The organism is Kribbella flavida DSM 17836 (assembly GCF_000024345.1).
Taxonomy (GTDB): Bacteria; Actinomycetota; Actinomycetes; order Propionibacteriales; family Kribbellaceae; genus Kribbella; species Kribbella flavida.
This window is the reverse complement of the sequence record NC_013729.1, coordinates 4,141,372-4,160,692: the sequence shown is the minus strand read 5'-3', so window position 1 is coordinate 4,160,692 and position 19,321 is coordinate 4,141,372. Positions and strand designations below refer to the sequence as shown.

General features: G+C 71.9%; 19 protein-coding genes. 13 read left to right on the top strand and 6 right to left on the bottom strand.

Annotation, left to right across the window (positions count from 1 at the left end):
• Window positions 1–84: 84 nt before the first annotated feature.
• Window positions 85–1,620, top strand: coding sequence for an MFS transporter (locus tag KFLA_RS19245; protein ID WP_012921483.1), 1,536 nt, complete (start codon window positions 85–87; stop codon window positions 1,618–1,620).
• A gap of 59 nt (window positions 1,621–1,679) precedes the next feature.
• Window positions 1,680–2,813, top strand: coding sequence for a glycosyltransferase (locus tag KFLA_RS39360; protein WP_012921482.1), 1,134 nt, complete (start codon window positions 1,680–1,682; stop codon window positions 2,811–2,813).
• Here KFLA_RS39360 and KFLA_RS19235 read toward each other — a convergent pair.
• Window positions 2,799–3,311: a CGNR zinc finger domain-containing protein gene (locus tag KFLA_RS19235; RefSeq protein WP_012921481.1), complete on the bottom strand. Its 513-nt coding sequence runs from the start codon at window positions 3,309–3,311 to the stop codon at window positions 2,799–2,801. The two genes, KFLA_RS39360 and KFLA_RS19235, sit on opposite strands and share 15 nt — an antisense overlap.
• A gap of 83 nt (window positions 3,312–3,394) precedes the next feature.
• Between KFLA_RS19235 and KFLA_RS19230 the strand changes: the two genes are divergently transcribed.
• The gene (locus KFLA_RS19230) at window positions 3,395–4,954 is read left to right on the top strand and encodes an MFS transporter (protein ID WP_012921480.1); all 1,560 of its coding nucleotides are present in this window, start codon (window positions 3,395–3,397) and stop codon (window positions 4,952–4,954) included.
• Here KFLA_RS19230 and KFLA_RS19225 read toward each other — a convergent pair.
• From KFLA_RS19225 to KFLA_RS19210, 4 genes are all read right to left on the bottom strand, one after another.
• Entirely contained in the window at window positions 4,922–6,145 is a 1,224-nt protein-coding gene (locus KFLA_RS19225; RefSeq protein ID WP_012921479.1) for an RNA polymerase sigma factor, read from the bottom strand. The two genes, KFLA_RS19230 and KFLA_RS19225, sit on opposite strands and share 33 nt — an antisense overlap.
• Window positions 6,136–6,468, bottom strand: coding sequence for a YciI family protein (locus KFLA_RS19220; RefSeq protein ID WP_012921478.1), 333 nt, complete (start codon window positions 6,466–6,468; stop codon window positions 6,136–6,138). Before KFLA_RS19220 ends, KFLA_RS19225 begins: the two co-directional genes overlap by 10 nt.
• 76 nt (window positions 6,469–6,544) lie before the next feature.
• Window positions 6,545–7,345: a DUF899 domain-containing protein gene (locus tag KFLA_RS19215; protein ID WP_012921477.1), complete on the bottom strand. Its 801-nt coding sequence runs from the start codon at window positions 7,343–7,345 to the stop codon at window positions 6,545–6,547.
• A 78-nt stretch (window positions 7,346–7,423) separates the two neighbouring features.
• Window positions 7,424–8,440: a Rossmann-fold NAD(P)-binding domain-containing protein gene (locus KFLA_RS19210; protein WP_012921476.1), complete on the bottom strand. Its 1,017-nt coding sequence runs from the start codon at window positions 8,438–8,440 to the stop codon at window positions 7,424–7,426.
• 82 nt (window positions 8,441–8,522) lie between these two features.
• Between KFLA_RS19210 and KFLA_RS19205 the strand changes: the two genes are divergently transcribed.
• Complete coding sequence (locus KFLA_RS19205; protein ID WP_012921475.1) at window positions 8,523–9,104, top strand: TetR/AcrR family transcriptional regulator; 582 nt, start codon at window positions 8,523–8,525, stop codon at window positions 9,102–9,104.
• A gap of 15 nt (window positions 9,105–9,119) precedes the next feature.
• On the opposite strand, the gene qcrB is transcribed toward KFLA_RS19205, so the two are convergent.
• The gene (gene qcrB, locus KFLA_RS19200; protein WP_012921474.1) at window positions 9,120–10,598 is read right to left on the bottom strand and encodes a cytochrome bc1 complex cytochrome b subunit; all 1,479 of its coding nucleotides are present in this window, start codon (window positions 10,596–10,598) and stop codon (window positions 9,120–9,122) included.
• A 261-nt stretch (window positions 10,599–10,859) separates the two neighbouring features.
• Here qcrB and KFLA_RS19195 point away from each other — a divergent pair, with 261 nt between their 5' ends.
• The 9 genes from KFLA_RS19195 to KFLA_RS19155 all read left to right on the top strand — a co-directional run bounded on the left by KFLA_RS19195 (window position 10,860) and on the right by KFLA_RS19155 (window position 19,321).
• Window positions 10,860–11,900 (top strand): polyprenyl synthetase family protein, encoded by a 1,041-nt coding sequence (locus tag KFLA_RS19195; protein WP_202796990.1) that lies wholly within the window; start codon window positions 10,860–10,862, stop codon window positions 11,898–11,900.
• Window positions 11,901–11,931: 31 nt separating this feature from the next.
• Complete coding sequence (crtI, locus tag KFLA_RS19190) at window positions 11,932–13,449, top strand: phytoene desaturase family protein (protein WP_012921472.1); 1,518 nt, start codon at window positions 11,932–11,934, stop codon at window positions 13,447–13,449.
• On the top strand, window positions 13,446–14,399 hold the full coding sequence (locus tag KFLA_RS19185; RefSeq protein WP_012921471.1) for a phytoene/squalene synthase family protein: 954 nt from the start codon (window positions 13,446–13,448) through the stop codon (window positions 14,397–14,399). Before crtI ends, KFLA_RS19185 begins: the two co-directional genes overlap by 4 nt.
• 48 nt (window positions 14,400–14,447) lie before the next feature.
• On the top strand, window positions 14,448–14,798 hold the full coding sequence (locus KFLA_RS19180) for a lycopene cyclase domain-containing protein (protein ID WP_012921470.1): 351 nt from the start codon (window positions 14,448–14,450) through the stop codon (window positions 14,796–14,798).
• On the top strand, window positions 14,795–15,139 hold the full coding sequence (locus KFLA_RS19175; protein ID WP_012921469.1) for a lycopene cyclase domain-containing protein: 345 nt from the start codon (window positions 14,795–14,797) through the stop codon (window positions 15,137–15,139). The genes KFLA_RS19180 and KFLA_RS19175 overlap by 4 nt, the downstream gene beginning before the upstream one ends.
• Complete coding sequence (locus KFLA_RS19170) at window positions 15,136–15,882, top strand: class I SAM-dependent methyltransferase (RefSeq protein WP_012921468.1); 747 nt, start codon at window positions 15,136–15,138, stop codon at window positions 15,880–15,882. The genes KFLA_RS19175 and KFLA_RS19170 overlap by 4 nt, the downstream gene beginning before the upstream one ends.
• Window positions 15,879–17,447 carry an FAD-dependent oxidoreductase gene (locus KFLA_RS19165; protein WP_012921467.1) on the top strand — a complete coding sequence of 523 codons (1,569 nt, stop codon included), beginning with the start codon at window positions 15,879–15,881 and terminating at the stop codon, window positions 17,445–17,447. Before KFLA_RS19170 ends, KFLA_RS19165 begins: the two co-directional genes overlap by 4 nt.
• Window positions 17,448–17,449: 2 nt before the next feature.
• Complete coding sequence (locus tag KFLA_RS19160; protein WP_012921466.1) at window positions 17,450–18,475, top strand: Rieske (2Fe-2S) protein; 1,026 nt, start codon at window positions 17,450–17,452, stop codon at window positions 18,473–18,475.
• A gap of 102 nt (window positions 18,476–18,577) precedes the next feature.
• Entirely contained in the window at window positions 18,578–19,321 is a 744-nt protein-coding gene (locus KFLA_RS19155; RefSeq protein ID WP_012921465.1) for a GAF and ANTAR domain-containing protein, read from the top strand.

Below are 19,321 nucleotides of genomic sequence, written 5' to 3'. Positions count from 1 at the left end.
GAGACACGCCCTAGCTGCAAACCCGCAGTACCAGCGCCGGGCTCAGGTTCCGGCGCCGATGTCCCCTGCCCTGGAAAGGAATCCATGACCACGAACGAGCATGTTCAGCCGGAGACGACCATTCACGACCCCCGTCAGCGCCGGGCCATTCTGATCGCGGTGTGCATCGCGTTGATGGCCGTGATCGCGTCGGTGTCCGGGCTGAACGTCGCCCAGCCCGAGCTCGCCGTCGAGTTCGGCGCCTCGCAGACCACGGTGCTGTGGATCATCAACATCTACACCATCACCCTGGCGGCACTGCTGCTGCCGCTCGGCGCGATCGGGGACCGCTGGGGCCGCAAGCCTGTGCTGCTCACCGGCCTGGCCGTCTTCGCCGTCGCGAGCGCCGCGGCCGGTCTCGCCACGTCGACCGAGGTGATGCTCGCCGCCCGGCTGCTCAGCGGAGTGGGCGCGGCGATGATCATGCCGGTCACGCTCGCCGTCATCACCTCGACCTTCCCGGACGCGGAACGCTCGAAGGCGGTCGGCGTGTGGTCCGGCGTCGCCGGTGGTGGCGGCATCCTGGGCATGTTCCTGTCCGCCGTACTGGTGGACGTGGCGACCTGGCGCTGGCTCTTCGTCCTGCCGGTCGTGCTCGTGCTCGCCGCGGCTGTGGCGGCGGCGCGGTCCGTGCCGAACTCGCGGGAGCAGGCCGAGCACCGGTTCGACCTGGTCGGATCGCTGACCTCGGTGGTCGCGGTGCTCGGGCTCATCTTCGTGCTGCACGAGGGCCCCGAAGAGGGATGGACGGCGCCCGTCACCCTGCTGAGCTTGCTGGTCGGCATCCTGGCCGGTGTCGGCTTCGTCGCGTGGGAGCTGCGTCAGCCGGCCCCGTTGCTCGACGTACGGCTCTTCCGCGAGCGCGGACTCGCCAGCGGGTCCGTGTCGCTGCTGGCCGTTTTCGGCGTCCTGGCGGGCATCTTCGTGGTGCTCTTCCCGTTCTTCCAGGCGGTGCTCGGCTGGTCCGGGCTACGGTCGACGCTCGCGCTGATGCCGATGGCACTGCTGATGATGCTGGCCTCCGGCCTGGCCCCGAGGCTGGCCGCGCGGATCGGACGTCGTTCGACGATGGCGTCCGGGATCCTGCTCGGGGCCGTGGGACTGGCCTTGATGGCGGTGTTCGTCTCGGTCGACGGCGGCTACCTCTCGATGCTGGCCGGGATGCTGGCGATGGGACTCGGCATGGGCCTGTCGATGACGCCGTCGACCGAGGCGATCACCGGCGCGTTGCCGCGCGAGCGCCAAGGCGTCGCGTCGGCGCTCAACGACGTCACCAGGGAGTTCGGTACGGCGCTCGGGGTCGCGCTGCTCGGCGCGGTCCTGTCCGCCGGCTACCGCAGTGCCATCGACGCCCGGCTCACCGCGGTCCCGGGCGTGCCCCACGGGACCGCTGACACCGCCCGCGAGGGAGTGGCCAACGCGATCGCGGCCGCACCCGGAGCCGGACCGCAGGCGGACGCGCTGGTGCGCGCGGCGCAGGAGTCGTTCGTCGACGGCTGGCAGCAGTCGATGTGGGCCGGCTTCGCCGTGATGGCAGTGCTGTTCGGCTACGTGGTCCTCCGCGGTCCCGCGGAGAAGTAGGCCGGCCTCCACCGCGGCAGGCACGGCAGCAGCCGGCCGGGCTGGGTAGGGTGACGCGGATGCGGGTCTTGTTCACGTTCATCGGCGGAAGTGGACACTTCCGGCCGTTGGTCGCGGTGGCTCGGGCGGTGGAGGCGGCCGGGCACACGGTGGCGGTCGCGGGGTCCGGCAAGGTGACGCCGGTGGTCGAGGCGGCGGGGTTCGTGGCGTTTCCCACCAGTGGGCCACGGGTGGCCGACGCGCCGCCGGCTGCGCCGGAACCGTTGGTGGCGGTGGATCCGGCGGCGGAGGAGCGGCACTTCGCCGCGGCGTTCGGGCGGTCCGGAGCCCGTCGGCACGCGGCCGCGCTGCTGGAGCTCGCGGGGGAGTGGAGGCCGGACGTGATCGTGCGGGACGAGGCGGACTTCGGGTCCGCGATCGCCGCCGAGCGGCTCGGCATTCCGTGCGCGACCGTGCTGGTGCTCGCCGCCGGATCGCTGGTGCGCAAGGAACTCCTGGCCGAGCCGCTGGGGCAGTTGCGGGCGGAGTACGGTCTGCCGCCGGATCCCGGGCTCGCGATGCTCGACCGGGAGCTGGTGCTCTCGCCGTTCCCGCCGAGCTTCCGCAGCCCCGACTTCCCGCTGCCGCAGACCGCCTTCTCCTACCGGACCGCGGACGTCGTACCGATCGCTGCCGTGCGAGAAACCCCGACGGTCTACTTCACGCTGGGCACGGTCTTCCGGCCGGACACCGACGACCTGTTCTCCCGGGTGCTCGCCGGTCTGCGTGAGGTGCCGGCGAAGGTTGTCGTGACCGTTGGCGAGCGCAACGATCCTGCGGCACTCGGCCCCCAGCCGGGCCACGTCCGCGTCGAGCGCTTCGTCCCCCAGGAGGAACTGCTGCCGTACTGCGACCTGGTCGTCTCGCACGGCGGTTCCGGCAGTCTGCTCGGCGCTCTGGCTCACGGTCTCCCGTCGGTGCTGCTGCCGCTCGGTGCCGACCAGCCGCACAACGCCCAGCGCTGCCTGGAACTCGGGCTGGGCCGGGTGCTTGACGCCGTCACGGTCGGCCCGGACGAGGTCGCCGCGACGGTGACGGAGGTGCTCGCCGACCAGGACCACCGTCGCGCGGCCCAGCGCATCCAGACCGAGATCAACGGGTTGCCCGACGTCACCCGGACCGTCGCGTTGCTCGAAGCGTCAGGGCGTCGCTGATCTGCGGCGGCGGTAGGCGGCCGTCCGGGTCCGGTTCTGGCAGGTGACCGAGCAGAACCGGCGGTGGGCTCGCGCCGAGACGTCGATGTAGACGTCCGCGCAGTTGCCGGCCGAGCACAGGCCGACCCGAGCGGGATCGTGCTCGGCGAACTGCGTCCGAAGAGTCAAGGCGGCGGCAGCCAGTACGGCGTGCCGCGGCTCGACCAGCCAGGGGGAGGCGAAGCCCTCGGCGTCGTACCGGACGGTCGGCCGGACCTTCGTACGGTCGAGGACGGCGGCGAGCGACTCGGCGCGCTCAGTGAGATCCGTGCTGGCGAAGATCGGGAACAGCCTGTCGGCAGCCCACTCCAGCCCGGCGTCGTCCGCCTCGGCCCAGGGCGGCAGGAGCGCGTCGGGCAACGGCGGCAGTTCCTGCCGGTGGCCCGCGCGGCGAGGCTCCGAGCCCCATCCGTTGACCACGGCGACCACCGTGGCGGGGGGCAGACCTTCGATGAACACCTCACCAGAGTAACGCCTTTCCGGCACTCATGACGTTGCAGGAGGGCCGAGCCTTCACGTAACGTCATGACTTCATTTATGCCGTGACACGTGAGGTGGTGGTGAGCATGCGCGCCGGGTACCGGGAGTGGTGCGGACTGGCCGTGCTGGCGTTGCCCTGCGCGGTGGTCTCGATGGACGCGACGGTGCTGAACCTCGCCGTGCCCGAGCTCACCGCCGACCTGCGTCCGACCGGGGCGCAGCAGTTGTGGATCGTGGACAGCTACGTCTTCGTGGTGGCCGGCCTGCTGATGACGATGGGCATGGTCGGTGACCGCATCGGCCGGCGACGGCTGCTGCTGGCCGGTGCGGCCCTGTTCGCGATCGCCTCCGCGGTGGCCGCGTTCGCGCCGAGTCCTGAGCTGCTCATCGCCGCACGGGTGCTGCTCGGGGTGGCGGGTGCGACGCTGATGCCGTCGACGCTGGCGCTGATCCGCACGATGTTCGCCGACCCCGGACAGCGGCGGATCGCGCTCGGCGTGTGGACGGGAAGTTTCGCGCTGGGCGGCCTGGCCGGTCCGCTCGTCGGTGGGCTGCTGCTGGCGCAGTACTGGTGGGGATCGGTGTTCCTGATCGCGCTTCCGGTGATGGTGCTGCTGCTCGCGACGGCGACGTTCGTGCTTCCGGAGTTCCGGGGTGGTGAGCGCCCGCGCGTCGATCTGGTCAGCGCCGGGCTGTCGCTGGCCGCGGTGCTGGCGTTCGTGTCCGGGATGAAGCGGATCGCGGAGAGCGGCCCGCGGCCGGAGTACGGCGTGGTGATGGCCGTGGGCGTCGGGCTGGCGTACGGGTTCGTCCGCCGGCAACGACGGTTGGCGCATCCGGTGATCGACTTGGCGCTGTTCCGCTCGGCTGCGTTCAGTCTGCCGCTGGTCGTGCTGGCGTTGACATTCTTCGTGCTCTACGGCACGCAGTTCGTCACCGCGCAGTACCTGCAGCTGGTGCTCGGGCTGACGCCGCTGGAGGCCGGGTTGGCGTCGCTGCCGGGCACGGTCGCCTATCTGGTCACCTCGGTGTCGGCGCCGTTGATCACCCGGCGCGTCAGTACGGCGTACGGGATGTCGGGCAGTCTGCTGATCAGCGCGATCGGCTTCGGCCTGCTGACGCAGGTACAGGCGGGCGGGGTGTGGATCGTGGTGATCGGATTCGTCGTGCTCTCCGTCGGTCTGGCCGGCGTGTACCTCCAGGCCACCGACCTGACCGTCTCCGCCGCGCCACCGGAACGCGCCGGTGCGACCTCCGCGCTGGTGGAGACCAGCGCGGACCTCGGCGGCGCGCTGGGTATCGCCGTTCTCGGCAGCATCGTGCTCGCGGTCTACCGCGGCTCCTTGCCGGAGTCCCGGCCGCCGGGCGTCTCCGCCGAGCTGTGGACCAGCGCCCACCACACCCTCGCCGGAATCACGAACTCGCCGACCGACGACGCGTCCCGCGCCTTCCTGGACGCGGCCCGCACCGCCTTCGTCCAGGGCTACCGCCTCGCCGAACTCGTCGGCACCATCGCCCTGCTCCTGGCCGCCGCCACCACCGCGATCACCCTCCGCCGCCCCCGGACAACAGCCGTGGCAAAGGTGAGTTCAGGGCTCGATCTCCGCGAGCCGGGCTCTTAGGTAGTCCCGCTCCGCGTCGGTGGATGCCAGTTCCACAGCGTCCCGGTACGCCGCGGCTGCGGGTTCGTACGAGCCTTGCCTGCGGAGCAGCTCGGCGCGGGTGGCCGGTAGGAGGTGGTAGCCGGCGAGCTGGCCGGACGCCGCCAGTTCGTCGACCAGCGCGAGTCCCGCTGCCGGGCCCTCGACCATCGCGACAGCGACCGCGCGGTTGAGGCGGACGACCGGCGACGGGGCGATCGCGAGCAGGTCGTCGTAGAGGCGCACGATCCGCGGCCAGTCAGTTGTCTCCACGCTCCGCGCTGTGGTGTGGCAGGCCGCGATCGCCGCCTGGAGCTGGTACGGGCCAGGTGTCGCCGGCAGCAGCCGTAAGCCCTCGGCGATCTTGGCCGCGTCCCAGCGCGAGCGGTCCTGCTGGTCGAGGGTGATCAACCCGCCCGCCGCATCGACCCGGGTCGGCCGCCGCGCGTCGTGCAGCAGCATCAGCGCGAGCAGGCTCTGCGCCTCCGGTTCGGGCAGCAGCCGGACGAGCAGCCGGCCCAGCCGGATCGCCTCGGCGCTGAGATTGTGCCGCACCAGGTCTGCGCCCTCGCTGGCCGTGTAGCCCTCGTTGAACAGCAGGTAAATCACCGCGAGCACAGCGTTCAGCCGCTGGGCCAGCAGGTGCGCCGGCGGTACGCGGTACGGAATGCCGGCTTCGCGGATCTTCTTCTTCGCCCGGGTGATGCGCTGGTACATGGTCGGTTCCGGCACCAGGAACGCCCGCGCGATCTCCGCGGTCGTCAGCCCGGCCAGCGTGCGCAGCGTCAGCGCGATCCGCGCCTCGAACGGCAGCGCCGGGTGGGAGCAGGTGAAGATCAGCCGCAGCCGGTCGTCCGGCACCTCGTCGGGCTCGACCGGTGCGTCGACGGCCCGGCTGAGCACGGCCGCCTCGCGGGCCTTCGCCGCCCCGGTCGCCTCCCTGCGGAGCAGGTCGATCGCCCGGTTCCGGGCCGTGGTGGTCAGCCATGCACCCGGGCTGCGCGGTACGCCGTCGCGCCGCCACCGCTCCAGCGCCACCGCGAACGCGTCCGCCGCGCAGTCCTCGGCCAGGTCCCAGTCCCCGGTCACCCGGATCAGCGTCGCGACGACCTGACCCCACTCTGCGGCGAACGCCTCGGCGACCGCCGCCTGGACGGCGTCGCTCACTCCCACACCGGCCGGACCTCGACGGTGCCGAACTTGGCGAACGGGTGCCCGGCGGCGACCTCGAGCGCCTCGTCGAGGTGCTCGCAGTCGATCAGCACGAAGCCGCCGATCAGGTCCTTGGTCTCGGCGTACGGGCCGTCGGAGACCAGGATCTCGCCGTCGCGCACCTGCACCTTCGTCGTGGCGGCGGGGCGCAGCCTGGCGCCGCCCTGGCGCAGGCCGCGCGTCTCCAGGTCGGCGAGCCAGGCCTGGTGCTCCGGCCAGGCGCCGATTTCCTCCGGCGGTTCCGAGTGCTCCTCGCCGTGCCAGATCAGCAGCACGTACCTCATCGTGCTCGCACCTCTTTCACACCTCTTCCGGTGACGCGACCACCACTGTGCCACGGTCGTCGGGCCGCGCCGGGGATCAGACGTCGTACTCGTCGGGCAGGCGCATCCCCGGCCCGCCGACCTGCCGGCCGAGCGGCACCGCGCGTCCCTTCGGCTCCTCCCAGTGCTCCTGCCGGCCGAGGGCGGTGAGATCCAGGTAGGGATAACCGTTGTGGAACTGCTCGATGCCGCGGCCGAACGTCGAGTAGGTGTGGAACACCTCGTCGCCGACCCGCAGGAACGCGCTGATGCCCGGCCAGTCCCCGCGCATGGTCCGGTCGAACGGCATGCCGGCGGCGGCCAGCTCCGCTTCGCCGCGCAGGTAGATCTGCACCGGTGCGACCCGGTCGTCCACGGTGGCGTGGAAGTCGTAGTTGAAGTCGCCGCCGGCCGAGGAGTACCACGGAAAGGTCCAGCCCATCCGGGAGCGGAACGCGGCGATCTTCTCGTACGGCGCCCGGCTCACCGCCACCAGCGAGGTGTTCCGGGCGTGCAGCTGACTCAGCCTGGCCGGAATCTGGTCGGCGGCCGACGAGCAGCTGGAGCAGCCGGTGTCGCGGGGGTGCTCGGTGCCGTCGGCATCGATGTCGTAGGTCCACATGAAGTGGTGCATGACCAGCTGCGGCCGCCCTTCGAACAGGTCGAGCAGGCTGACCCGCCCGTTCGGCCCGTCGAAGGTGTACGGCTTGTCGATGCGCACCATCGGCAGCCGCCGCCGCTCGGCGTTGACGGCGGCCGCCAGCCGGGTGACCTCCTTCTCCTTGACCAGCAGCTCTTTGCGCGCGGCCAGCCACTGCTCCCGCGACACCACCTTCGGCAGGTTCTCCGGGGTTGTCATCGCTGTACTCCGTTCTCCGGGGTCGGTTGTGCCCCACCGACGAACGGGGCCGTCCCGGATTCGACAACCCCGCCACAGCTATTTCAGCGCGGGCGTGTCCGCGCTGACGAAGCTCGCGCCGAGCTCCGTCAGCCGCTCGACCGCGAAGGCCGGGTCGGTCAGCGCCTCGGGGGTGTAGATGCCCGGGGCGACGGGCTCGCCACGCAGACCGATCAGCCGTTCCACCCCGAGTGCGATGCCGAGCGCGGTCAGCGGCCGCTGGCCGGCCGGGTGGACCAGGTACTGGCTGGTGCTGAGCGGCGCGCCGGTTTCGTCGGCCCCGTCGAGGTCGATGCGGATCTCGATCGACGGGTGCTCGCCACGTCGCCGGCCGGCGGACTCACCGACGGCGAACGCCAGCTGGACGTCGGCCGCGCCCGTTGCGAGCGCGAGACCTGGCACGTCGAGCACGGCGATCTGCTGCCCGGGCACCATCGTGCCGTCGATGCTGCGCACGTCGACCCGCGCGTCGGCCTCGGGGATCCAGGTGAAGACCCCGTCCCGGCGGACGAGTCCTGCCGAGGAGGCTGTCGCCAGGCGCTCCAGGTCGGCCAGCCCGGCCGGTCCGCCGGCGTCGACCTCGTCCAGCAGGGCGCCGACCCGGATCGAGTCGACCCGGGCGAACTTCCGGGCCAGGTGCACCGTGGCGAGCAGGACGGAGCCCGCGCAGAAGTGGCTGGCCAGCAGGATGGGCGCCGTGTTCGGTCGCTGGCCGCCCGCGACAACCTCCGGTGCGATCTCCACCAGACCGTTGGAGATGCTGACGTACGGCACACCGTGGTCCTGCGCGTACCGCAACCCGTTCAGGTGGTTGTCCCAGAGTGTGGCCACCACCGCGGAGTGGCTGTGACCCGCAGGCAGGCCGAGATCGGCGCGGGCCAGGTCGATCGTGACCGCGTTCGCGGCGCCCAGCTCGTCGGCCACCCGCTGCGCGCGGTCGAGGCTCCGGCCCGCGATCGTCAGCGGCAGGTTCGGGTGCCACTGCCGCAGCAGCTCGCCGGTGCTCGCGCCCGCCTGGCCCGAACCGCCCAGGATGAGTACAGGTTCCGTCTCCATGGTGTCCTCTCGATCAGCGAAAGCTACATTTTGTAACCTACACTTTGTAGCCTAGGCTGACCCCGGAACGCAAGGAGGATCCATGACGGCAGCACCGACCCGGATGTCCAAGCAGGCCAGGCGCGAGCAGTTGCTCGACGCCGGCCTGGGCATCGTTCGCGCCCGGGGAACCGACGGCCTCACACTGGTCACGCTCGCCGAGGCGGCCGGAGTGAGCAGGCCGATCGTGTACGACCACTTCGGCAGTCGCACCGGCCTGCTGCTGGAGCTCTACCGGCGACTCGACGAGCGGCATCGATCCGCCTTGGCCGAGGCGCTCGCGGCGGCCGATCCAGCCGCCGGCGCGGTGGCCCACGTGATGAGTACGGCGTACTTCGCGTGCGCGACCGACATGCCGGAGTTCGCGGCCGTCTCCGCCGCGCTGAAGGGCAATCCGGAGGCCGAGGCGATGCAGCACGACCTGCTCGACGACTACGTCGAGTTGATGGCCGGTGCAATGGCGCCGTACTCGAGCCTGTCGGTGGACGCGCTGAAGCTGCGCTGCGTCGGCGTCCTCGGCGCGGCCGAGGCGATCGCCGCCGAACTCAACCATGACCGCGCGACCACGGACGACGCCGTCACGGCTTTGAGCGACCTGATCGTCGGAAACCTGGCGGCCGGATAACCGGGCGCCAGGCGGTCAGGCCTTCTTCGCCGGCAGGTCGTCGGTGGTCTCGTCCGCCGCCGGCGGCTGCCGGTGGGCGGTGAGGGCGTACGCCTCGTACGTCGAGATCGGGCTGTGCTTCTCGGAGTACGCGCCGTCGGGCGAGCGCACGATGACGCCGGTCTCCAGGCCGTGCTCGAGCCGCTGCTCGTCGGCGCGTTGCAGCGAGATCGCGATCCGGCGGGTGATGACGAGGCCGAGCACGGGCCCGACGAAGACCGCGATCCGGCAGAACCACATGATCGCGTTGATCGACAGGCCGAAGTGGATGGCGATCAGGTCGTTGCCGCTGTTCAGCCAGAGGATGCCGTAGAAGACCATGATCGCCACGCCGATGCCGGTCCGGGTCGGCGCGTTGCGCGGCCGGTCGAGCAGGTGGTGCTCGCGCCGGTCGCCGGTGAAGCGCTGCTCGATGAACGGGAACAGCGCGACGAACCCGATGAACAGCGGCGGCATCACCAGTGCCGGTACGACGATGTTCCAGCTGATCGTGACGCCCCAGAACTCCGACTCGACGCCCGGCATCAGCCGGACCGCGCCATCGAGCCACGCCATGTACCAGTCGGGCTGGGAGCCGGCGGTCACCTCGGCCGGGTTGTACGGGCCGTACAGCCAGACCGGGTTGATCTGCAGCAGGGCGCCCATCAGCGCCAGCACCCCGAACACGACGAAGAAGAAGCCGCCGGCCTTCGCGGCGTACACCGGCAGCAGCGGGTAGCCGACCACGTTCTTCTCGGTCCGGCCGGGGCCGGGGAACTGGGTGTGCTTGTGGTAGACGACCAGGATCAGGTGCACGGTGACCAGGGCGAGAATGATGCCGGGCAGCAGCAGCACGTGCACGGTGTAGAACCGGGCGACGAAGTCGTCACCGGGGAACTGGCCGCCGAAGATGAAGAACGCCAGCCAGCTGCCGGCCACCGGGGTGGCCTGGACCAGGCCCTGGGAGATCCGCAGGCCGGTGCCGGAGAGCAGGTCGTCGGGCAGGCTGTAGCCGATGAAGCCCTCGACGATGCCGAAGAACAGCATCGCGATCCCGATCAGCCAGTTCAGCTCCCGCGGCTTGCGGTAGGCGCCGGTGAAGAAGACCCGCAGCAGGTGCACGCTCATCGCCGCGACGAACAGCACGGCGGCCCAGTGGTGGATCTGCCGCATCAGCAGACCGCCGCGCACGTCGAACGAGATCCTCAGCGTGGACTCGTACGCCTCCGACATCGCCAGACCCTTGAGCAGGCTGTACGAGCCCTGGTACTCGACCTCGGCCATCGACGGCGTGAACCACAGCGCCAGGAAGACCCCGGTGAGGATCAGGATGACGAAGCTGTAGAGCGCGATCTCGCCCAGCATGAACGACCAGTGGTCCGGGAAGACCTTGCGCAGGTTCTTCTTGCCGAGCTTCGCGATGCCGAGCCGGTCGTCCAGCCAGGCCGCCGCCGGGGGGAGCTGGGGTTGTGCCATCGCCTGTCACCTCGTTTCCGTCCCTGCCAGGCTACGGCAGAAGTTAGGCGAAAGTTATGCACGCCGCTAGTCTGAGCCGGACGCCACGGGCCCCGCCGCACAGGTTCGGTTTGGCCGGCCGGTCGCAGGGGAACCGGCGGGCACTTCGACCGCGACGGGCCCGTCGGCGGCCCTGACCCGGACGTTGGAGGACCCACCTTGGTTGACCAGGTCGCACCATGGCACGCTCCCACCGCGCCTGACCGCTGGCTGGAGTCCCGCGTGGGCGCCACTCGCGCGCTGGTCTGCACGTACGCCGCGCAGCGGTGCGACGAGCACTTCACCGTCGCCGACACCGGCATCCTGCGTGCCGTGCTGACCGGGTTCGTCGGCCAGGGCAAGTTCGTCCGCTCGACGTTCGCCTACCTCGGGTGGCTCTGCGGCCGGCCCGAGTCCGACGCCGCGGCCCGTGCCGCTGCCAGTTTGGAGCTGCTGCACGCCTTCGCGCTGATCCAGGACGACGTGATGGACGACTCAGCGACGCGAAGGGGAAGTGCCACGGTTCACGTCCAGCTGGCGCACTGGGCCGAGCGTCAGCGGCGGCCCGTCGGTGCGCAGTTCGGGCGGTCGGCGGCCGTGCTGCTGAGTGACCTGTGCCTGGTGTGGGCCGAGCGGATGCTGCGGGAGTCGGGCCTGCCGGCCGAGTCGCTGGCCAAGGCACTTCCGGTCTACGACCTGCTGCGCAGCGAACTGGCTGTCGGACAGTTCAGCGACCTGCTCAACGAGAACAGCGCTGCGCCCTCCCTCAACGCGGTGCTGGACATCGCCCGCCGCAAGTCGGGCAATTACACCGTTCTGCGGCCGCTGGAGCTCGGCGCTGTCGCGGCCGGCTGCTCCCCGCAGGTGCTGGCCGCGCTACGGCAGTACGGGACGGCGATCGGCGAGGCGTTCCAGCTGCGGGACGACCTGCTCGGCGTCTTCGGTGATCCGCTGGTGACCGGGAAGCCGCTGGGCGACGACCTGTACCAGGCGAAGGCGACCACGATCGTGGTCGCGGCCGGTGAGCTCGCCGGCGACACCGAGCGCCGGGAGTTGCGGCGGCTGACCGCCGGGCGCCCGCTGCCGGGCGTGATCGATGAGCGCTGGATCCAGGCGTGGCAGCGCCTCATCGTCGACACCGGCGCCGACGAGCTGGTCGAGAAGATGATCGCCGAACGCGTCGAGGCCGCGGTGACGACGCTCGCTGACGAACCCGGCGTGCCGTCGGCTCCCCGGGCCGCGCTGACCGTCCTGGCCGACCGATGCACGCAGCGGACGCGATGACGCCGGCAGCTGCCCCGCGGAGGCTCCGGTGATGCGTCGCGTGACCGGGCCGACCGATCACGTCGTCGTGGTCGGCGCGGGATTCTCCGGGCTCGCCGCCGCCCTGCAGCTGGCCGGCCGCGGGCGTCGGGTCACCGTCGTGGAGCGCGATGACGTACCGGGCGGCCGAGCCGGTCGGCGGCAGGTCGACGGGCACCACTTCGACACCGGTCCCAGCGTGCTGACCATGCCCGAGCTGATCGAGGAGACGCTGGCCGCGGTCGGTGCCAGTACGACGGGGCTGCTGCGCCTCACCGAGCTGGATCCGGCGTACGACGCGCGCTTCGCCGACGGCAGCAACCTGCTGGTGCACCGGGACGCCGACGCGATGGCGGCCGCGATCGAAGCCTTCGCTGGGCCCGAGCAGGCGGCCGGGTTCCGCCGGCTGCGGCGCTGGCTGGAGACGCTGTACCGGGTGGAGTTCGACCGCTTCATCGGCGCCAACTTCGACTCCCCGCTGTCGATGCTCTCGCCGCAGCTGGCCCACCTGGTGGCGCTCGGCGGCTTCCGCCGGCTGGAGCCGATGATCGGCCGGTTCATCACCGACGAGCGGCTGCGCCGGGTGTTCACCTTCCAGTCCCTCTACGTCGGGCAGGCGCCGCGGTCGGCGCTCGCGCTCTACGGCGTCATCACCTACATGGACACGGTCAACGGCGTGTACTTCCCGGCCGGCGGGATGAGCGCGCTGCCCGACGCGCTGGCCGACGCCGCGGAGAAGGCCGGCGTCGAGTTCCACTACGGCGCGACCGTGGACCACCTGGAGGGGTCGGGGCGCCGGGTCAGCGCGGTCCGCACGACCGACGGCCGGCGGTTCGCCTGCGACGCGGTCGTGCTCACGACCGAACTGCCGACCACGTACCGGCTGCTCGGCGGCGGACCCCGTCGCGTCGTTGCGTTGCAGGCGGCGCCCTCGGCCGTCGTGCTGCACGCGGGGCTGTCGCAGCGGCGCCCGGAGCTGGCGCACCACACGATCTCGTTCGGCGACGCGTGGCAGTCGACGTTCCACCAGCTGATCCGGACCGGCGAGCTGATGAAGGACCCGTCGCTGCTGATCACCCGCCCGACCGCGACCGATCCGGGCCTCGCGCCGCCCGGCCGCGACACCCTGTCGATCCTCGCGCCGGTGCCGAACCTCGGCACCGGGCAGGTCCGCGACTGGGACCGCCACGGCGAGGCGTACGCCGACCAGTTGGTGGAGCTGGTCGAGCAACGCCTCGCACCGGGGCTGGGGGCAACGATCTCGGCGCGGGCCCTGATCACCCCGGCGGACTGGGCCCGCGCGGACATGGTCGACGGTACGCCGTTCGCCTACGCGCACTCCTTCCGCCAGACCGGGCCGTTCCGGCCGGGCAACTTCCCGCGGCGGACCGAGAACGTCGTGCTGGCCGGCGGAGGCACGGTCCCCGGGGTCGGCGTACCGACCGCACTGATCTCGGGACGGCTGGCGGCCGACCGGGTCACCGGTCCGGTGCGCAACCGCAACGACCGCAGGACGGGAGCCGGACGATGACTGGGGAGCTCGATGCCGCGGGCATCAAAGAGCCGCGGCTGCGGGAAGCGTACGCGCGTTGCCGGCAGCTGAACGCCGAGCACGGCAAGACCTACTTCCTGGCGACGCGGATGCTGGCGCCGGCCCAGCGCCCGGCTGTGCACGCACTGTACGGGTTCGCCAGGTTCGCCGACGACGTCGTCGACGTGCCGCCGGCCGGCGCGACCCCGGCCGACGTGGCGGCCTCCCTGGAGCAGGTGGCGCAGGCGCTCGGCCATGGCCTCGACGACGGCCGCAGCCAGGACCCGATCATCGCCGCGGTGGTCGACTGCGCCGGGCGGTTCGGCATCGGCCGCGACCTGTTCGACGACTTCCTGACCTCGATGCGGATGGACCTCACCGTCGAGCGGTACCCGACTCGGGCCGACCTGTACCGCTACACCCGCGGGTCGGCCGAGGTGATCGGCCTGCAGGTGCTGCCGGTGCTCGGCACGGTGACGTCCCGCGCCGAGGCCGCACCGGCCGCCGCCGCGCTCGGCCTGGCCTTCCAGCTGACGAACTTCCTGCGCGACGTCGCCGAGGACTACGAGCGCGGCCGGGTCTACCTGCCGCTCGACGAGCTCGCCGCCCACGGGGTCGACGACGAGCTGATCGGCTGGTGCGTCGCCAACCGGCGGACGGAGCCGCGGATGACCGAGGCGTTGCGGGCGCAGATCGCGGCGACCCGGGCGGTCTACGCGCAGGCCCGGCCGGGCATCGCGATGCTGTCGCCGATCTCCCGGCCGTGCGTGCGAACGGCGTACGTGCTGTACTCGGAGATCCTGGACCGGATCGAGGCGGCCGGTCACGACGTGTTCTCCCGGCGCGCGCACGTGCACGGCTTCCGCAAGGCGACCGTGGCCGGAGCGGCACTGGCGAAGGGCATCGTCGCGCGCCGGCTGTACCGGGGGAGTCCAGCCGGTGCACGATGACAACACGCTGCGTCTCCCGCACCGGACCGGCCGGAAGGGAGGAGCGCTGTGGACCGCTGGCACTACTTGCTGGTGATGGCGGCCTGTGTCGCGATCACGCTGCCGCTGGAGCTGCTCGGCGCCCGGGTCTACCGACGGCCGCGGCGGTGGCTGCTCGCGCTGCTGCCGGTCGTGACGATCTTCCTGGTCTGGGACGCGATCGCGATCGCCGGCGGCGTCTGGGGCTACAACCCGCAGTACCTGACCGGCTGGAGCCTGCCGTTCCGGATCCCGGTCGAGGAGTTCGTGTTCTTCGTCGTGGTGCCGACCTGTGGGCTGCTCACCTACGAGACGGTCGGCCTCATGCTCGAACGCATCGGCCGGTACCGCCGGACGCGGCGTGAGCAGGTGCGGCCATGAGAGGTCTCGGCTACACCCTGCCGGCGGTCGTCGCGGCGATCGCGGTGGTCGTGCTGGAACTGCGCTGGCTGCGGACCGGCCTGTTCCGGCGTCCGGCGTACTGGATCAGCATGGTGATCGTCTTCGGCTTCCAGATCCCGGTCGACGGCTGGCTGACCCGGCTGGACGCCCCGATCGTGCTGTACGACGACAACCACATCACCGGCCTGCGGTTCCCTTGGGACATCCCGGTCGAGGACTTCGTGTTCGGCTTCGCGCTCGTCACCGGCGCCCTGCTCGCCTGGGAGCGGCTCGGACCCGCCGCCCGTCACCACCCCGAACGAGATGAGGCCGACCGATGAGTGCAGCGCAGCGTTCGGACGGACTGCCGCGCGCGGAGGTCCCTGCGGCCTTCGACGGCGCGGCCCACAGTTACGACCGGCTGGTCGGCGCGAACCCGGGCTACCACGGCCAGCTCCGGCTGTCCGCCGCGCGCCTCCGGCTCCCCGGAGCGGGCGCCGGCCTGCGACTCCTGGACGCCGGCTGCGGGACCGGCGCCTCGACGGCCGCGGTGCTGGCGGTGGCGCCGCTGGCCGAGATCGTCGCCTTCGACGCCTCGCGGCAGATGCTCGCCCAGGCCGAGGCCAAGGGATTCCCGACGTCGGTGCGGTTCGTGCACAGCACGGTCGAGGACCTCGACCCGGCCGAGCTCGGCGGCCCCTTCGACGCCTGCCTGGCGGCGTACCTGATCCGCAACCTCGCCGATCCCGACGCCGGGCTGGCGAAGCTGCGGGGACTGCTGAAGCCGGGTGCACGGCTGGCGATCCACGAGTACTCCGTGGCCGATTCGCGCCTCGCCCGGGCGGTGTGGAACGCCGTGTGCTGGGGCATCGTCATCCCCGCCGGGAGACTCGGCAGCGGCGACGCGGCGCTCTACCGTCACCTGCGCAGCAGCGTGAACCACTTCGACGGCGCGCGGAGCTTCCAGCAGCGACTCGTCCGGGCCGGCTTCACCGAGGTCTCCGTGGCCCCGATGGGCGGTTGGCAGCGCGGAGTCGCGCACACCTTCCTGGGCACCGCACCCTCGGCCGGGGAGCCGACGTGACCGGCGGCCGGCCTCCGTGGGCCGGCTCCGACCGGCGGATCGTCCGGCACCCGGTGCCTGCGGCCACTGGTCCTCGCGGCGCGCGCCAACCCCGCGTCGTGGTCGTCGGCGGCGGCATCGCCGGGCTGTCCGCGGCGACAGTGCTGGCCGAGCGCGGAGTCGGCGTCGTCCTGGTGGAGCGAGAGCCGTACCTCGGTGGCCGGGTGGGCGCCTGGCCGGACCAGCTCGGCGACGGTTCGACCGTCACGATGAGCCGCGGCTTCCACGCGTTCTTCCGGCAGTACTACAACCTGCGTCGGCTGCTCGCGCGCACCGACCCGGCGCTGGAGCGGCTCACGCCGGTCGCCGACTACCCGTTGATGGATCCGGAGGGACGCACCGACACGTTCCGCGGCATTCCGCGCCGGCCGCCGTGGAACGCGCTCGCCTTCGCGGTGAAGAGCCCGACCTTCTCGGTCCCGGACCTGCTCCGGCTGAACGCCCGCGCAGCGTTGCCGCTGGCAACCGTCCGGGTGCCCCGGATCTACGAGCAGCTGGACGGCACCACCGCGGAGGAACTGCTCGACGCGATCAACTTCCCGCCCGCGGCGCGGCACCTGGCGTTCGAGGTGTTCTCCCGCAGCTTCTTCGCGTCGCCGAAGGAGCTGTCCGCGGCCGAGCTCGCGGTGATGTTCCACCTGTACTTCCTCGGCTCGTCGGAAGGACTGCTGTTCGACGTACCGACGGACACGTTCGCGATCAGCCTGTGGGATCCGCTGGGCGGCCACCTCGCGGAGCTGGGGGTGGACGTGCGGACCGGTACTTCCGTGCACACCGTCGAGCCCGGCGGGGAACGGAAGTACCGCGTGCACACCGGCGACGGCGCCGTCGATGCCGACGGGGTCGTGCTGGCCACCGATCCCCGGGCGCTGCGGGACGTCGTCCAGGCGTCGCCCGAGCTGGGCGATCCCGGCTGGCGGGAGAACGTCGCCCGGCTGAGGACGGCCCCGCCGTTCCTGGTGCACCGGCTGTGGCTGGATCGGCCGCTGGCACCGCACCGGCCGTCGTTCCTGGGGACAGGCGGGTGGGGGCCGCTGGACAACATCTCCGTTCTCGACCGCTACGAGTCCGAGGCGCTGCACTGGGCGCTGGAGCGTCGGGGAGCGGTCGTCGAGCTGCACGCGTACGCGGCCGCGGCTCCCGGCGCCGACCGGGATGCGGTCGTGCCCGCCTTGAGCCGTGAGCTGGAGCGGCAGCTGCACCTGATCTACCCGGAGTCGGAGGCGGCCGAGGTGGTGGACTCGCGGTCGCTGTGGCGCGAGGACTGCCCGCTGTTCGCCCCGGGCAGCTTCGCCGAACGCCCCACGGTCCGTACGCCGGACGACGGGCTGGTCCTGGCCGGCGACGGCATCCGGATCGATCTGCCGGTCGCGTTGATGGAACGGGCGGCGACGACCGGCACGCACGCGGCGAACCTGCTGCTCGCCGGGTTCGGCCTGCCCGGGCAGGAGCTGTTCACCGTCCCGGACTACGGCCGGCTCAACCCGCTGCACTGGTTCTCACGACCTCGATCGGAGAAGGAGTAGGTATGGGCAGGACACACGAGGTGTCCACAGCGATCGGGCGCCGGTGGCCGGACCGCTGGCCGCTCCAGTGGCTGCCGAGACAACCCTGGGCGCGGCAGCAGCCGACGTACCGCGACGCCTCGCCGGCGCTGATCGAGGCGGCGGTCAAGCGGGCGTCCGTGCGGCCTTCGGGCAACTGGTTCGTGTTCGCCGCCAGCCGGGACGTCGGCACGAAGACGCCGTTCGGCGCGGAGGTCGGTGGTACCGAGCTGGTCGCCTGGCGGTGTCCGGACGGAACACTGCGGGTCGGGCCAGGAGCCTGCCCCCACTTGGGTGCGCCGCTCGCGCTGGGCAAGGTCGAGTGCGGGCGAGTGGTCTGCCGCTGGCACGGCCTGAGCGTCGGTGACGACGACGACCGGACCGGCTGGCTGGCCTATCCCAGCCACGACGACGGCGTGCTGTGCTGGGTGCGGCTCGACCGTGTCGGGGGAGAGGAGCCGACCGACCTGCCGCTGGTGCCGGAGCGGCCTGCGGGTGCCTGCCTCGACGCGGTGGCCACGATGTCGGGGCAGTGCGAACCGATCGACATCGTCGCGAACCGGCTGGACCCGTGGCACGGCGCCTGGTTCCACCCGTACTCGTTCTCCGACCTGCGGGTGCGCGAGCTGCCTCAGGGCGGTGACGACGCGGGCGACGACAAGTTCGTCGTCGACGTCACCTTCCGGCTGGGTGGACCGATCGGCGTTCCGGTCCGGGCCGAGTTCACCTGCCCCGGACCTCGCACCGTGGTGATGCGCATCGCCGAGGGCGAGGGCGCCGGCAGTGTCGTCGAGACTCACGCCACCCCGCTGGGCCCGGGTCCCGACGGGCGCCCGAGAACGGCGGTGATCGAGGCGACCGTCGCCGCGTCGGACCGGCCGGGCTTCGCGGTCGCCCGGCACGCGGCGCCCGCGCTGCGGCCGGCGATGCGCTGGGCCGCGGGCCGGCTGTGGCGCGACGACCTGGCCTACGCCGAACGCCGCTACCACCTCCGCACCCGCGGCCGCTGACCGCCGGGCGCCCCGGCCGAGCCCGGAGAAGAGGGCGCGCCGCTTGCCTGGACGGTACCGGCCGGGGGTGGTAGGCAGGAGGAAAGGGTTGGGGGCATTTCGGTGGAGATCCCGCAGCAGCGGCAACGGTCGGATCGACCGCCGCACCGGCCGACGGCCGGTTCGACGGAGTTCGCCGCTGACCTGGGCAAGCTCGCCCGCACGCTGCAGGAGACCGAGGAGCCCGACGCCGTCCTGAAGGAGGCGGTGCGCGGGGCGATCGAGCTGCTACCGCCCGTCGTCGCCGGCTCGGTGACCCTTCCGGCCGGCCCCGAGCGCGTCGACGTCAAGGCCGCGTCGAGCGAGCTGGCGATGCGGATCGGCGCGGTGCTGACGGACCTCGGGGAGGGCCCGTCGCTGGACGCGTTGGCTTCCCGCCAGACCGTCCGGGCCGCCCGGCTCGCCGATGACGAGCGCTGGCCGCGTTTCGCCGTACCGGTGCTGGAGCTGGGCGTCACCGGCGTGCTGTGCCTCCCGCTGTACGTCGACGACCGCACGCTCGGTGTCCTCAATCTGTACACGCTCGACCCCGACGGCTTCACCGCCGAGGACGAGCAGGCCGGCCAAGCGCTGGCCATCCAGGCGGCGGTCGCGTACGCCTGGGCCCAGCGGACCGAACAGCTGCTGACCGCCGTCGAGACCCGCGACCTGATCGGCGAGGCGGTCGGCCTGCTGATGGAGCGCTACTCGATCGGCGCCGACCGAGCGCTCGGCATGCTCCGGCAGTGCGCCCACCAGTCCGACCGGGACGTCGTCGACGCGGCCCACGAACTGATCCGCGACGCCGAAACCGGCTTCCGCCACTGA

Bases quoted from the DNA above. Each gene is read 5' to 3' on its own strand.
- KFLA_RS19245 (WP_012921483.1), top strand. From the start codon at position 85: ATGACCACGAACGAGCATGTTCAGCCGGAGACGACCATTCACGACCCC.
- KFLA_RS39360 (WP_012921482.1), top strand. From the start codon at position 1,680: ATGCGGGTCTTGTTCACGTTCATCGGCGGAAGTGGACACTTCCGGCCG.
- KFLA_RS19220 (WP_012921478.1), bottom strand. From the start codon at position 6,468: ATGAGGTACGTGCTGCTGATCTGGCACGGCGAGGAGCACTCGGAACCG.
- KFLA_RS19215 (WP_012921477.1), bottom strand. From the start codon at position 7,345: ATGACAACCCCGGAGAACCTGCCGAAGGTGGTGTCGCGGGAGCAGTGG.
- KFLA_RS19210 (WP_012921476.1), bottom strand. From the start codon at position 8,440: ATGGAGACGGAACCTGTACTCATCCTGGGCGGTTCGGGCCAGGCGGGC.
- KFLA_RS19205 (WP_012921475.1), top strand. From the start codon at position 8,523: ATGACGGCAGCACCGACCCGGATGTCCAAGCAGGCCAGGCGCGAGCAG.
- qcrB (WP_012921474.1), bottom strand. From the start codon at position 10,598: ATGGCACAACCCCAGCTCCCCCCGGCGGCGGCCTGGCTGGACGACCGG.
- crtI (WP_012921472.1), top strand. From the start codon at position 11,932: ATGCGTCGCGTGACCGGGCCGACCGATCACGTCGTCGTGGTCGGCGCG.
- KFLA_RS19185 (WP_012921471.1), top strand. From the start codon at position 13,446: ATGACTGGGGAGCTCGATGCCGCGGGCATCAAAGAGCCGCGGCTGCGG.
- KFLA_RS19175 (WP_012921469.1), top strand. From the start codon at position 14,795: ATGAGAGGTCTCGGCTACACCCTGCCGGCGGTCGTCGCGGCGATCGCG.
- KFLA_RS19170 (WP_012921468.1), top strand. From the start codon at position 15,136: ATGAGTGCAGCGCAGCGTTCGGACGGACTGCCGCGCGCGGAGGTCCCT.
- KFLA_RS19160 (WP_012921466.1), top strand. From the start codon at position 17,450: ATGGGCAGGACACACGAGGTGTCCACAGCGATCGGGCGCCGGTGGCCG.